The 13,635-nt window shown below is 73.1% G+C and carries 11 protein-coding genes; 5 read left to right on the plus strand and 6 right to left on the minus strand.

Annotated elements, in window-relative coordinates; all coding sequences use genetic code 11:
* Window positions 1-98: 98 nt before the first annotated feature.
* A complete protein-coding gene (locus H505_RS45415; protein ID WP_051301354.1) occupies window positions 99-509 on the minus strand; it encodes a hypothetical protein in 411 nt (136 codons plus the stop codon).
* 202 nt (window positions 510-711) lie between these two features.
* Between H505_RS45415 and H505_RS45420 the strand changes: the two genes are divergently transcribed.
* Both H505_RS45420 and H505_RS0130955 read left to right on the plus strand, forming a co-directional pair.
* Entirely contained in the window at window positions 712-1,527 is an 816-nt protein-coding gene (locus tag H505_RS45420) for an ABC transporter ATP-binding protein (protein ID WP_051301355.1), read from the plus strand.
* Between the two features lie 3 nt (window positions 1,528-1,530).
* Window positions 1,531-4,059 carry an ABC transporter permease gene (locus tag H505_RS0130955; RefSeq protein WP_026405066.1) on the plus strand — a complete coding sequence of 843 codons (2,529 nt, stop codon included), beginning with the start codon at window positions 1,531-1,533 and terminating at the stop codon, window positions 4,057-4,059.
* 50 nt (window positions 4,060-4,109) lie between these two features.
* Here the strand turns inward: H505_RS0130955 and araA are convergent, their stop codons facing one another.
* The 3 genes from araA to araB all read right to left on the minus strand — a co-directional run bounded on the left by araA (window position 4,110) and on the right by araB (window position 7,944).
* Window positions 4,110-5,570: an L-arabinose isomerase gene (araA, locus tag H505_RS0130960; protein ID WP_026405067.1), complete on the minus strand. Its 1,461-nt coding sequence runs from the start codon at window positions 5,568-5,570 to the stop codon at window positions 4,110-4,112.
* Window positions 5,567-6,229, minus strand: a complete 663-nt coding sequence (locus H505_RS0130965) for an L-ribulose-5-phosphate 4-epimerase (RefSeq protein WP_026405068.1) — start codon at window positions 6,227-6,229, stop codon at window positions 5,567-5,569. The genes araA and H505_RS0130965 overlap by 4 nt, the downstream gene beginning before the upstream one ends.
* A gap of 89 nt (window positions 6,230-6,318) precedes the next feature.
* Complete coding sequence (araB, locus tag H505_RS0130970) at window positions 6,319-7,944, minus strand: ribulokinase (protein ID WP_026405069.1); 1,626 nt, start codon at window positions 7,942-7,944, stop codon at window positions 6,319-6,321.
* A gap of 115 nt (window positions 7,945-8,059) precedes the next feature.
* Here araB and H505_RS0130975 point away from each other — a divergent pair, with 115 nt between their 5' ends.
* Entirely contained in the window at window positions 8,060-9,214 is a 1,155-nt protein-coding gene (locus H505_RS0130975; protein ID WP_064743745.1) for an acyl-CoA dehydrogenase family protein, read from the plus strand.
* 25 nt (window positions 9,215-9,239) lie between these two features.
* On the plus strand, window positions 9,240-9,788 hold the full coding sequence (locus tag H505_RS0130980) for a TetR/AcrR family transcriptional regulator (RefSeq protein ID WP_026405071.1): 549 nt from the start codon (window positions 9,240-9,242) through the stop codon (window positions 9,786-9,788).
* Window positions 9,789-9,843: 55 nt separating this feature from the next.
* Here the strand turns inward: H505_RS0130980 and H505_RS0130985 are convergent, their stop codons facing one another.
* Window positions 9,844-11,148, minus strand: a complete 1,305-nt coding sequence (locus H505_RS0130985; RefSeq protein WP_157433196.1) for a hypothetical protein — start codon at window positions 11,146-11,148, stop codon at window positions 9,844-9,846.
* Between the two features lie 189 nt (window positions 11,149-11,337).
* A complete protein-coding gene (locus H505_RS0130990; RefSeq protein ID WP_026405073.1) occupies window positions 11,338-13,332 on the minus strand; it encodes a TniQ family protein in 1,995 nt (664 codons plus the stop codon).
* Between the two features lie 32 nt (window positions 13,333-13,364).
* Between H505_RS0130990 and H505_RS0130995 the strand changes: the two genes are divergently transcribed.
* Window positions 13,365-13,635: transposase (locus H505_RS0130995; RefSeq protein ID WP_026405074.1), on the plus strand; the 271-nt coding region annotated here is incomplete at its 3' end.

Raw genomic sequence — 13,635 nt, forward strand, 5'->3', positions numbered from 1 at the left:
CGTGCGGACGGCCCGAGCGGCTTCCCCCGGAACGCGGGTCCGGTCCGGCCTCCTACACGGCGCGGCGACCGGACCGGACCCGCGGCGTCACCGCGCGGTCACGCCGGAGCGGCGCCGGCCCTCCGGTCGCGCACCGCCCGGACCACGGCGGTCGTGACGACCGCGCCGGTGAAGAGGCCGGCGGACGCCATCAGGGCGCCGACCGCCCAGAGCCCCGTCGCGTCGTCCGACCAGTCGGCGCACAGCGCGGCCATGGTGCCGAGGACGGGCGCGGCGGCGGCGGTGACGGGATGGCGGAAGACCGCCGCGGCGACGGTCAGCGCGACGAGGACCAGGACCAGGCCGGCGACCTGCCACGGCTGGTAGGGGCCGGTCTCGCTGCCGTCGGGATGCACGTCGCGGCGCTGGTCCCAGCCGAGCCAGGCGGCCCAGTTCGCGGCGGCCGCCGCGGCCAGGAGGAGGAAGGCCGCCGCCTCGAACGCGGCGCGCTTCGGCGCTCGTGTCGTCATGCGTTCATGGTCCCGCCGGACGCGCCCCGGCCGACTGAGTACGGATACTCATCTCCGCGCGGGGCGTACCCGGGTCCGCGGTGCGCGGTAGTGCCTGCACTACTCCAGGTGGGCAACTGGCTGCATTGTCCCCGGTGAGCGGCCTCCCTAGCGTCGAAGGGCGTCGGACAAGACTCCCCTGGAAGGCACCCGCACCATGTCAATGACCCCAGCCGGCACGCCCGCGGTCGGCACGGCTCCGGGCGGGACGGCTCCGGCCGGCTCGTTCCCGGCCGACTGCGCCGTCAGCGTCGAAGGCGTCCGCAAGACCTACGGCGGCGAGCAGCCCGTCGTGGCGCTCCACGGCGTCGACACCCGGTTCCGCCGGGGGACGATGACGGCGGTGATGGGGCCGTCCGGATCCGGCAAGAGCACCCTGCTGCACTGCGCGGCCGGCCTGGACCGGCCGGACGCGGGCCGGGTCCGGATCGGCGGCACGGACCTGTCGACGATGTCGGAGAAGCAGCTGACGAAGCTGCGCCGCGACCGGGTGGGGTTCGTATTCCAGGCGTTCAACCTGGTCGGCGCGCTCACCGTGGAGCAGAACATCCTGCTGCCCGGACGGCTGTCGGGCCGGCGCCCGGAGCCGGCGTGGCTCGCCGAGGTGATCGACCGGGTCGGGCTGGGCGAGCGGCTGCGGCACCGCCCGGCGGAGCTGTCGGGCGGGCAGCAGCAGCGGGTCGCCATCGCCCGCGCGCTCGCCACCCGGCCGGAGGTGGTCTTCTGCGACGAGCCGACCGGCGCGCTCGACACGCAGACCGCCGCCGAGGTGCTGGCGCTGCTGCGGGCGGCCGTCGACGACACCGGGCAGACCGTGATCATGGTGACCCACGACCCGGTCGCCGCGTCCTACGCCGACCGGGTCGTGGTCCTCGCCGACGGCCGCATCGTCTCGGACCTGCCGCGGCCGGGCGTCCAGCGGATCGCGGAGCAGCTCGCGAACCTCGGCCGCCGCCCCGCCGCGCACCGGGAGGGCTGAACCGTGCTCCGGCTCGCACTGCAGATGCTCCGGCACCGCAAGGGGACGTTCGCGGCGACGTTCCTCGCGCTCGCCGCGGGCGTCACCGTCCTCACCGTGTGCGGCGTCCTCGTGGAATCGGGGCTCCGGTACAAGGGGCAGCCGCAGCGGTACGCCGCCGCGACCGCCGTCGTCGCGCAGCGGGACCTCACCATCACCAACGAGATGTTCGGCGAGACCGAGACCGCCACGCTGCCGCTGCCCGAGCCCGGCGGCGTCCCGAGCGAGCTGGTGCGGCGGCTCGCCGGGGTGCCGGGCGTGGCGCGCGCGGTCGCCGACCGCTCGATCCCCGCCGCGGCCGCGGACGCCCCGGAGGTGCCCGCCCAGGGGCACGGCTGGGGCAGCGCGGCGCTCGCCCCGTACCGGGTGGTGTCCGGCGCGCCGCCGCGGACGGACGGCGAGATCGCCGTGGACGCCCGGATCGCCGAGGCCGGACGGCTGCGTCCCGGTTCGGCCGCGACCGTCGTCGCCGGCGGGACGGCGCACCGGTTCACCGTGAGCGGCGTCGTCGACGCGGGCGAGACCCGCGGCGTGGCGGCGGCGCTGTTCTTCACCGACGCGCTGGCCGCCCGGCTCGACCCCGACCCGCGCCGCGTCGACGCGGTCGGCGTCCTCGCCGAGCGCGGCGCCGACCCGGCGGCCGTCCTGGCCGGGGTGCGCAAGGTCGCGGACGGCGCCGGCGCGACGGCGTACGCGGGGGACGACCGGGGCATCGCGGAGCAGCCGGAGGTGGGCGCGGCGCGCGACCTGCTCGTGCAGGCCGGCGGCGCGTTCGCCGGCTACGCCGCGCTGATCATCGGGTTCGTGGTCGCCGCGACGGTCGGGCTGTCGGTGCGGTACCGCCGCCGCGACCTCGCCCTGCTGCGCGCGATCGCGGCCGCCCCGGGCCAGGTGCGGGCGCTGATCCTCGGCGAGACGGGGATGCTGGCGGCGCTCGCGGCGGTGGTGGGCGTCCCCTGCGGCCTCGCCGCCGCCCGCTGGGTGGGGGGCGAACTGGTCGACCGCGGGTTCGTGCCCGTCACCTACACCGCGAGCGGCGGGCTGCTCGCCGCGCCCGCGGCGGTCGCGGCCGTGGCGGCCGTCGCACTGCTGTCCGCGGGGATCGCCGCGCAGCGGACCGCCGCGATCCGGCCCACCGAGGCGCTCGGCGAGGCAGCGGTCGAGCGCGGGCTCGGCGGCCGAATCCGGGTCATCTTCGGCGTGGCGTGCCTCGGCGGCGGCGTCGTCCTGATCTTCGTCACGGGCGGCGCGAACGGGCAGACGGCCATGGGCGCCGCGGTCGGCATGCTGTACACGTTCGTGCTGGCGGTCGCGCTGCTGGCGCCGTGGATCAACCGGGCCGCCGCGGCCGCCGCGGCGCCGGTGCTGCGGCTGGTGTGGCGCGACAGCGGGTACCTCGCCGCCGCGAACCTGCGGGCGAACGCCCGCGGCATGGTCGCCGTGCTGACCGCGCTCGTCCTGTCCGTCGGGTTCGGCGGCACCGTCTGGTTCCTCCAGGACAACCTGCAGCGCCAGACGGTCGAGCAGAGCCGGGACGGGACGGTCGCGCAGCACGCGCTCGTCGGCGGCGCCGGGCTGCCCGCGGCGGCGTCGGAGGACGCCCGCCGGATCCCCGGCGTGGTCGCCGCGACCGGCGTGCGCCGCACGTCCGTGATCGTCCCGTTCATGGGCGAGGGCATGGCGGTCGTCGCGCAGGGCGTCGACCCGCGGGGCGCCGCCGAGACCATGGACCTGGACGTCACCGAGGGCAGCCTCGCCGACCTGCGGGACGGGACGGTCGCGGTGTCGTCGTCGCAGGCGGGCACGTCCAAGTGGGAGGTCGGCGGGGACGCGCGGTTCTGGCTCGGCGACGGGACGCCCGTCACGCTGAAGGTCGTCGCCGTGTACGAGCGGAGCTTCGGGTTCGGGGACGTCACGCTGAGCAACGCGACGCTCGCCGGCCACACCGCGTCCGGGCTCAACGACCACGTCCTGATCCGCACCGCCCCCGGCGCCGACGCGGGCCCGGCCCTGGCGGAGTTGGCCCGCGCGTACCCGGCGAGCGCGGTGACGAGCACCGACCGGCTCACCGGGGAGCTCGCGAAGGACCTGGAGATCAGCGCCTGGCTCAACAAGATGCTGATCGCCGTGCTCGTCGGCTACGCGGTGCTCGCCGCCGCCAACACCCTCGTCATGGCGGCGCTGGCCCGGACCCGGGAGCTGTCGCTGCTGCGCCTGGTCGGGGTGACGACCGGGCAGGCGAAGCGGATGGTCCACGCCGAGCAGGCCACGCTGCTGGGCGTGTCGATCGGGATCGGCGCGGCGATCGCGGCGGTCACCCTCTCCTCGATCGTCAACGCGATCGCCGGGCAGCGCGTCCCGTACGTCCCGGCGCTCGGATGGGTCGTGATCGTCGGCGGGACCGCGGCGCTCGCGCTGGTCGCCACGATGCTGCCGATCGGCCGGCTGCTGCGCCGCACCCGCCCGGTCGAGGGCATCGGCATCCGCGAGTAGCCGGGCGCGCGCCGGACGCCCCGGGGGCCGTGCCCCCGGGGCGTCCGGCGTCAGAAGCCCTGGGCCAGGCGGTGGTACGCCTGGTTCCAGCGGAGCTCCTTCGCGAACCGCGCCGTGGTCGTGCCGGCGTCGATGACGGCGAGTTCGACGCCGAGCATCTCGGCCAGGTCGGTGAGCTCCTCGGCGCCGACCGCCGTGGACAGGACGGTGTGGTGCGGGCCCCCGGCGGCGAGCCACGACTCCGTGGACGTCGCCAGGTCGGGGCGCGGCCGCCAGACGGCCCGCGCCACCGGCAGGTTCGGCAGCGGCGGCGGGACGACCACGTCGATCTCGTTCGCGACCAGCCGGAACCGGTCGCCGAGGTCGGCGAGGCCCACGACGATCCCGGGGCCGGGCTCGGCGTCGAACACCAGGCGCACGGGGTCCTCGCGGCCGCCGATGCCGAGCGGGTGGATCTCGCAGGACGGCGTGCCCGCGGCGATCGACGGGCAGACCTCCAGCATGTGGGCGCCGAGGATGAGCTGCTCCCCCGGCACCAGGTTGTAGGTGTAGTCCTCCATGAACGAGGTGCCGCCGCCCGGCGCCATCGCCTTGAGGGCCCGCAGCAGCGCGGCCGTCTTCCAGTCGCCCTCGCCGCCGAACCCGTGGCCGTCCGCCATGAGCCGCTGGACGGCCAGGCCGGGGAGCTGGCGGAGCCCGCCGAGGTCCTCGAAGTTGGTGGTGAAGGCCGTGAAGCCGCCGTCCGCGAGGAACCCGCGCAGCCCCAGCTCGATGCGGGCGGCGTAGCGCAGCGACGCGTGCCGGTCGCCGCCCGCGCGCAGCTCGGGGGCGACGTCGTAGGCGTCCTCGTACTCGGCGGCCAGCGCCGCCGCGCCCGCGTCGGCGACCGCGTCCACCGCCGCGACCAGGTCGTTCACGGCGTAGGTGTTGACCGAGACGCCGAAGCGGAGCTGCGCCTCGACCTTGTCGCCCTCGGTGACCGCGACGTCGCGCATGTTGTCGCCGAAGCGGGCGAGCCGCATCGTGCGCAGCGCCGCGGCGCCGGCGGCGGCCCGCGCCCACGCCTCGATCCGGGACGCCGTGGACGGGTCGGTGACGTGCCCCGCCACGGTCTTGCGGGCGACGCCCAGCCGGGTCTGGACGTGCGCGAACTCGCGGTCGCCGTGGGCGGCCTGGTTGAGGTTCATGAAGTCCATGTCGATGGAGCTCCACGGCAGCTCCACGTTCGCCTGCGTGTGCAGGTGCAGCAGCGGCTTGCGCAGCGCGTCCAGGCCCGCGATCCACATCTTCGCCGGGGAGAACGTGTGCATCCACGCGATCACGCCGGTGCAGGCGTCGTCCGCGTTCGCCTCCAGCATGACGCGGCGGATGGACGCCGCGTCGGTGAGCACCGGCTTCCACTCGACGCCGACCGGCAGCGCGTCCGCGATCCGCCGGGACTGCTCGGCCACCTGCCGCAGCGTGTCCGCGCCGTACAGCCCCTGGCTGCCGGTCAGGAACCATGCCGTCATCGCGTGCTCCTCTGCCCGTAGACGTTCTGGTAGCGGTCGTACAGGCGGTCGACGTCGGCCCGCGCGATCGGCAGCGGCTCGCCGAGCTGCCGCGACACGTGCACGGTGCGGGCGACGTCCTCGCACATCACCGCGGCCTTGACGGCGGCCTTCGGGGAGTCGCCGACCGTGAAGACGCCGTGGTTGCGCATCAGCACGGCCTTCGACCGGTGGCCGCGCAGCGTGGCGACGACGCCGCGGCCGATGTCGTCGCCGCCGATCAGCGCGAACGGCCCCACCGGGATCTCGCCGCCGAACTCGTCGGCCATCGCGGTCAGCACGCACGGGATCGGCTCCCCGCGCGCCGCCCACGCGGACGCGTAGGTGGAGTGCGTGTGCACGACCCCGTTCACGTCCGGCATGTGCCGGTACACGTAGGCGTGCGCGGCGGTGTCGCTGGACGGCGCCAGCTCCCCCTCGACGAGGTTCCCGTCGAGGTCGCACACGACGATCGACGCGGGCGTCAGGTCGTCGTAGGACACCCCGCTGGGCTTGATGGCGAACCGGTCGCCGCCGGGCAGCCGCCCGGACACGTTGCCCGCCGTCCACGCGACCAGGTCGTTGCGGACGAGTTCGGCGTGCAGGCGGCAGACGGTCTCCCGGAGCTCTTCGTCGGTCATCCTTTTCCCCGTGGGGGGACGACCCCCCACACCCCCCGGCGAATGCGGCCGCATTCCTTCACTCCAGTCGCTTCGCTCCTTGCGTTCGGTCATGCGGCGGCCTCGTTCCTGATCGCGCGGAGGCGGTGCAGCAGGCCGCCGTCCGCGAAGTGGTCGTGCAGCCGGCGGTACTCGGCGTACAGCCGGTCGTAGGCGTCGGCGCGGTCCGGGTCGGGGACGAACGCGTCCGGGACGCGCCGGCCCATGGCGGCGGCCGCGGCGGTGACGTCGGGGTGGGCGCCCGCGGCGACGGCCGCGTGGATCGCCGCGCCGAGCGCCGGCCCCTGGCCGGAGCCGATCGCCGACAGGGGGCGGCGCAGCACGTCGGCGTACACCTGCATGAGGAACCGGTTGCCGAGCAGCCCGCCCGCGACGACGACCTCCTCGACCGGCACCCCGGACGCCTCGAACGTCTCGACGATCGTCCGGGCGCCGAACGCCGTCGCCTCGATGAGCGCCCGGTAGACGTCCTCGGGCCGGGTCGCGAGCGTCTGCCCGACGAGCACGCCGGACAGGTCGTGGTCGACGAGCACGGACCGGTTGCCGTTGTGCCAGTCGAGCGCGACGAGCCCGTGCTCGCCGACCCGCTGCCGCTCGGCGAGCGAGGTGAGGTACTCGTGGGCGCTCATCCCCCGGGCGTCCGCCTCGCGGGTGTAGGACGCGGGCACGGACGTCTCGGCGAACCAGCCGAAGATGTCGCCGACGCCCGACTGGCCCGCCTCGTACCCCCACAGCCCGGGGACGATCCCGTCGCGCACCGCGCCGCACATGCCCGGCACCTCGGCGAGCCGGTCGGACGCCATGACGTGGCAGGTGGAGGTGCCCATGATGGCGACCATCCGGCCGGGCCGGACGGCGTCCGCCGCGGCGGCCGTGACGTGCGCGTCCACGTTGCCGACGGCGACCGCGATGCCCGCGGGGAGGCCCGTCCAGGCGGCGGCCTCGGCGGTCAGCCGCCCGGCGAGGCCGCCGAGGGGGGCGAGGTCGTGCCCGAGCTTGTCGGTGAAGTCCGCGAAGTCCGGGTTCAGGGCGGCGGCGAACTCCGCGGAGGGGTACCGGCCGTCCTGGTGGATGCCCTTGTACCCGGCCGTGCAGACGTTGCGGGACTCGGTGCCGGTGAGCTGCCAGACGATCCAGTCGGCGGCCTCGATCCACCGTTCGGCCTCCGCGTAGGTCGCGGGGTCCTCCTCCAGGAGCTGGAGCCCCTTGGCCCACTCCCACTCGGAGGAGATCTTCCCGCCGTACCGGGCGAGCCAGGGCTCGCCCCGCTCGGCGGCGAGCGCGTTGATCCGGTCGGCGTGCGGCTGGGCGGCGTGGTGCTTCCACAGCTTGGGCCAGGCGTGCGGCCGGTCCGGGTGCCGCTCGCACAGCGGCGTCCCGTCCGCCGCCGCCGGCAGCACGGTGCAGGCGGTGAAGTCGGTGCCGATGCCGACGACGTCCGCGGGATCGACGCCCGCCGCGGCCACCGCCGCCGGGACGGCGGCCCGCAGGACGCCGCGCCAGTCCTCGGGCGCCTGCAGGGCCCAGTCGGGCGGGAGCCGCGGCCCGCCGCCGGGCAGCCGCTCCTCGATCACCCCGTGGGCGTACTCGTGGACCGCGCTCCCCAGTTCGGCGCCGTCCGCGACCCGCACCACCACGGCCCGTCCGGACAGGGTGCCGAAGTCCACTCCCACCACGTACGCGTCTGCGCCCACACCGTCCCCTCTCTCGCTGTCGTCACTGTGACCGGTAACATGCGCCGCCGTCAACCCCCATGGACACCATCCATACTCGGGAGTATGGTTCCGTACCATGGGGTATGGAGATGACGTCACCGCCCGCGTGCGCGCCCTCGCGCCCGCGCTGTCCGACCGCGCCCGCGCCGCCGAGGAGGCGCGGCGGCTGCCCGACGAGACGATCGCCGACCTGGCCGCCACCGGCCTGTTCGGCACGCTCGTCCCGAAGCGGTTCGGCGGCGCCGAACTCGGCTTCGCCACGATGGCCGCCGCGTGCCGCGAGGCCGGCGCGGGCTGCGCGTCCACCGGATGGCTCTCCGCCATCTACACGCTGCACAACTGGATGGTCGCGCTGTTCCCCGAGAAGGCGCAGGAGGAGGTGTGGGCCGAGCGCCCCTACGCCCTCATCCCCTGCACCCTCGCCCCGAGCGGCACCGCCGAACCCGTCGACGGCGGCCACACGGTCACCGGCCGCTGGTCGTGGGGCAGCGGGGTCATGCACGCCGACCACGTCATGGTCCTCGCGCTCGTCACCGCCGGCGGCGGGATCGAGCCCCGCCTGTTCCTGCTGCCCCGCGCCGACGTCGCCGTCCACGACGTCTGGCACACCAGCGGCATGCGCGGCACCGGCAGCAACGACATCGAGGTCGCGGGCGCGTTCGTCCCCGCGCACCGGTCGGTGCCGCTGGCCGACCTCGCCGAGGGCCGCTCCCCCGGCTCCCGCGTCCACCCGGGCGTCCCGTACCGGACGCCGCTGGTCCCGGTGTTCGCGCTGGCCGGCGCGGCGCCCGTCCTCGGCGCCGCGGAGGGGGTGCTCGCCCGCTTCCGCGCGCGCATGGAGGGCCGGGTGATGTCGTACACGGGCGAGCGGCAGCGCGACCTGATGAGCGGCCAGATCCGGCTCGCCGCCGCGACCGCCGACCTGCGCGCCGCCCGGCTCCTGCTGGAGGACGCGCTGGGCGCCGCGTCCGGCGACGACGCCGCGGACCTGCGCCGCCGCGCGAACGCCCGGCTGGCCGCGGCCCACGTCGTCGCGACCGCCCGCCGCGTCGTCAACGACCTGTGCGGCGCCGCCGGGGCGAGCACCCAGCTCATCGACTCGCCGTTCCAGCGGGCGCAGCGCGATGTGAATACGATCTCCGGGCACGTGGTGTTCGACCCGGACGCGTCCTACGCGCTCTGGGGCAAGATCGAGCTCGGCCTGGACCCCGGCCCGGTCAACCTCGTGTGACCGCACGAACGATCGGGGGAGCGCGATGACGGCCCGCACGAAGGCGTCCAGGCGGGACTGGATCGAGGCCGCGTACGGGGAACTGGCCCGCACCGGCGAGCGCGGCGTGACGATCAACGCGCTCGCGGCCCGCCTGGGCGTCACCAAGGGCAGCTTCTACTGGCACTTCAAGGACCGCACCGAGCTGGTGCGGGCCCTGCTCGACCGGTGGGCGCACGAGCGGACGGACGAGATGCTCGGGCTCGCGCTCGGCACCACCGCCGACCCGCGCGAGCGGCTGCGCCGCGTCCAGGCGCTCGGCCGCGAGATCGCGCCGGTCGACCGCGCGATGCGGCTGTGGGCGCGGCGCGAGCCCGCGGCCGAGGAGGCCGTCCGGCACGCCGACCGCGCCCTCCTCGGCCACATCACCGCCTGCCTGCGCGATTTCGGCTTCGCCCCCGACGACGCCCGCCTGCGCGCCCTGCTCATGCTCCGCTCATGGGTCGGCGGCTACCTCGTCCCCACACCCCCGGACGCCCCCGACCAAGACGACCGCATGCTCGCCCTCCTCCTCACCCCCTCCCCAGAGGACTGAGGCCCGGGCTCGCGTCCGCCGTGACGGACGCGAGCCCGGGCCCCACCCGGCGCGGCTAGCTCAGCGGCGGCTCGACGTAGGCGTACTCGACGATGCTCGTGCCGTCGAGGGTCGCGGTCACCGTGGCGCTCTCACCCCATTCGGGGACGGGACCGACGGTCGTGCCGGTGAAGGCGACCGAGGAGGCCCCCGCCGGGACGGTCACCTCCGCGGGCACCCGCAGCGACGGAACGTCGCTGCTCAGCGCTACGGTGACGGCTTCGTCCGTCACCGCTCCCAGGTGCAGTGTCCCCTCGAACGTCTGGTCGGGGTAGAGCGGCCAGGGGAACTCGATGGCCTTCAGACCCGGGAGCACGCGGAACGTGTGGCTGCGCGTTCCGACGCCCTCCATCTCGGCGGTGACCGTGACGAGGCCGTTGATGTCATTGCGGAGAGACGGGCGCACCGCGACCTGCCCGCTGGTGCCCTCGTACAGCATGCGGGGCGAGGGGACGCCGACTCCCCGGTCGTCCGAGGTGAAGGTCACCTCCACCCCGTCGTGCGGGATGGGTTCCGGCAGATCGAGCGTCAGAGCAGCTCTGCCCCCGCCGCGCACGGTGTCGGGGCCGGTGAGGCGCCAGTCCGCGTCGTACCTCCACGCCTGCATAGTGACGACGGCGCTCATGCTCTGCCCCGGGAGCCTCGCCGTGACCGTGACCTCGGCGTCCTGGGGGATGCGGACCGACTTCCCGTGCCTTCCGGCCACCCCGAGCGCACCGTTCGGAATCTTGATGGGCCATACCTCGAGCGCCTCGTGGTCGCTTTCCATGTCGATCGTCAACCCCTCGGCCGGCGCCGTGCCATTGATACCGATGTTGATATCGACGTAGTCGCCGCTGATGAGAGGTGAGACCACCAGGAACTTCAGTCCGGGCAGAAGCCCGAGGGGCTTGGTCACCTCGTGCCCGTGCGCCGAAGCCGTGATGGCGACGTTGAAATCCCCGTATATGTAGTCCGGCTGGTGCGTCTGGATGGGGAAGGCGGCTTCGGTCTGCCCTGCCGGGACGACCAGTCGGGGCGGCACGCTCACCCAGGAGGCGTCCGCCGAGGCGAGAGCGACCCTGACGGGCCGGTGCCACGCGCAGTCCAGGCGGACCGAGCCGACCGCCTCGGCGCCGGAACGCACCTTCTCCGCGGGCAGCACCACGTCCGCGACCTGCGGGCGGCAGCCGGGCGTCGCCGTTGCCTCGGCGTTCGCCGGCGGGGCGACACCGAAAAAGACGATGAGGGCGGCGACGACGGCCGCCGGCCATGCTCTTACCGAACTCACTCCACGCTCTTTTCTCGCACTGCGCCATGGCCCGACAACGATGAGCAGCAAGAGCGGGGAGTTCTTCTGTTGGAACCGAGCCGTCCCGTGCAGACCTAGAACAGACTTTCGAATGGGACGTCGGAGATCATAACCGCTCCCCCGTCGCGCCGCTGTGACTGACGCTGATAGTTGGCCCTTGATGCTGCTAGTTGGCCCTGGGGTGTCGGCATGTTCATGAGGTGTTGATCGTGCAGAGAGCTAGCTGGTTTCCCTGCGGTCGATCTTGGCTGTCAGCTCGTGGGCGTAGGAGTGCAAGATCGTTGCGAGGGTTGCTGTCGGGCCCTTGTGGCTGGTGCGGATCCTGTAGCGGATCTGCTGGGTGTCGTAGGTGAGCATGTTGGTCTTGGTTCCGTTGGCTTTGCGGGCTTCACCTTGGAGGAGTGGAGCGAGGCGGTGGTCGCCGCAGGTGATCGTTGCCCAGATGATGACGGAGGCTGCGCGTCGTTTGCGGTCGTCCCAGATCGAGGATGGCGTGGCTGATCTGTTCCGATGTCGCATGTTGAGGCGCGAGATCATCTCTTCCCAGGTAGGGGTGGGGATCTCCCAGGCGGTGAGGGAAGCACGCCGGCGGCCGTAGTCGATGAGGTCGCTGGTTGTGTTGAGTTCGTCCCGGAAGGTGTGGATGGCGGTGGCGAGGGTCTTGGCGTTGGCTGGCTCGTTCTCCCAGACTCTCACTGTGTGCGTGCTGCTCGCGCTGGTGGTCGAGTTGATGCCGAGTAGCTCGCCGGCGGTGGCCACAGATCCGCCGCTGGACATCTGGACGAGGCGGATGGCGGCGGTTCGGCGCAGGTGGGAGGGATTGATTCCCTCTGGAGCTGCGAAGTGGCGTTCGAACCAGGCGTCGGTCATGTACTGGGGGATGTGCTGGTGGCCGAACCGGCAGTCTCCCGCGGGTGCGATCACAAGGTGGCCGTGCTGACGGTGGTGTTCTCGCCAGCCGTAGGCCTGGCCGAGGCCGGCGCGGTTGCGGCTGAGGAGGTTGGCGCCGCGTTCACGGGTTGGGTGCAGTTCCTGCATATTCGTTTCGATCACGGCGCTGAATGCTGCGGAGCAGAATCGTTTTGTTCTACCGACGAAGGTGCGGAAGTTGGTGATGTCAACGGCGTTGGACAGGAGTGGCCTGAGGTGTTCGCTGGCTGCCTCTCGGCTTGGCTGGCTGAGGATTTGATCGGCGATGGCGAGCAGGGCGCTGCAGGCTGCTGGGTCTGTGGGCGGGCTGCTGAAGATCGTGGCCGAACGGGGCCGCTTGCCCTTGGCCTTGAGATCGCGGATGAGGCTGTGCTGTCGCTGCAGGTGATCGTCGAGGCTGTCGGTCAGCGGCGGCGGGCTGTCCAGGTGGCGGGCCTGTGGCCAGGTGTAACTGATCAGGAAACACGCCAGTCGCAGATCCAGGAAGTAGCGGGAGGCCCGGGTCTGGTCTCCGATGCTGGACACGGTTTCGGGTGCATCGGGCTGCAGACGGGCGAGCAGCCGTTGCTGGAGGTCCAGCACGTGCTGGATGGTCGTGGTGTCCGTGGGCTCGTCGTCGGCGGTGTCGAGCCGGTGGCCGCACGGCTGTCGGCGCTTTCGTCGGTCGGGTTCAGTTCGTTTTGACGGGGCGCGGCATTGCGCCGGGTGGAGAAGTTCATTTGACTGCGGGATGAGCCCGGCGGCGCGCGGCCCGGCGTGAGCCGGTTGACCGCATTCTGGGCAGCGAGCGACAAGCAAGCGGTTATGGATGGGACAAGCGGAAACCAACGGCAGCCGCCAGGTCTTTTTCCAGGTTCCGTTGTAGAGGTATCCGAGGGAGCCGTCGTCACCGGCCAGGCAATCAGGGCAGTATCGCGTGTGCTGGGTGAACACCCAGCGCAGCAGCGCAGGGACCTGCTGGGTCTGCTGCAAAAAGATGCCGAGTTTGTGTTCGGAGATGGTCAGGTCGAGGGGCGGGTAGCGTTCGCCGAAGCTGGCCAGGCAGAGTCCGTCGGTCTCTTGTTGCGTGAGTTGGCAGGCGTGGGCGAAGCGGGCGGCTCGTTCAGGTTCGAGCTTCAGCAAGAACCGTGAGGGGATCCGGCCGCTCTGGTCGGCCAGCCCGGTGCGGGTGACGATCAGTGCGGGTGGCTGCTCCAGGCGGTGTGCCAGCCGAAGCAGATAGCCCGGCAACTCCTCGTCCGGGAGCGGGGTGAGGTGCCACGGATCTTCCGGACAGGGCCCCAACTAGAGTTGGGGAGAACCGGAAGGGAAGGTCGTTGGCACGACAGAGGCGGCATTTCACCCAGGAGCACAAGGACGAGATCGTCCGGATGGTCCTGGACGGCCCGCGCCCCATCGCCCATGTGGCCCGTGAGGGCGGCATCCACGACACCACCCTGGGCAACTGGGTCAAGGACTACCGCAGACGCCACGGCGACGACGCGTCCACCACACCGGCCGGCGCCCCGAAGAGCCTCCGGGAACGCGAACTCGAACGCGAGAACCGCAAACTCCGCGAAGAGAACGAGTTCCTGAAAAAAGCCGCGG

The sequence above is a fragment of the Actinomadura rifamycini DSM 43936 genome (genome assembly GCF_000425065.1).
In the GTDB taxonomy this organism is placed as follows: Bacteria; Actinomycetota; Actinomycetes; order Streptosporangiales; family Streptosporangiaceae; genus Spirillospora; species Spirillospora rifamycini.

What these genes read in the sequence shown, in the direction of transcription:
- H505_RS45415 (WP_051301354.1), bottom strand. Translation starts at nt 509, where the DNA reads ATGACGACACGAGCGCCGAAGCGCGCCGCGTTCGAGGCGGCGGCCTTC.
- H505_RS45420 (WP_051301355.1), top strand. Translation starts at nt 712, where the DNA reads ATGACCCCAGCCGGCACGCCCGCGGTCGGCACGGCTCCGGGCGGGACG.
- araA (WP_026405067.1), bottom strand. Translation starts at nt 5,570, where the DNA reads ATGACGGCATGGTTCCTGACCGGCAGCCAGGGGCTGTACGGCGCGGAC.
- H505_RS0130965 (WP_026405068.1), bottom strand. Translation starts at nt 6,229, where the DNA reads ATGACCGACGAAGAGCTCCGGGAGACCGTCTGCCGCCTGCACGCCGAA.
- H505_RS0130975 (WP_064743745.1), top strand. Translation starts at nt 8,060, where the DNA reads ATGGGGTATGGAGATGACGTCACCGCCCGCGTGCGCGCCCTCGCGCCC.
- H505_RS0130980 (WP_026405071.1), top strand. Translation starts at nt 9,240, where the DNA reads ATGACGGCCCGCACGAAGGCGTCCAGGCGGGACTGGATCGAGGCCGCG.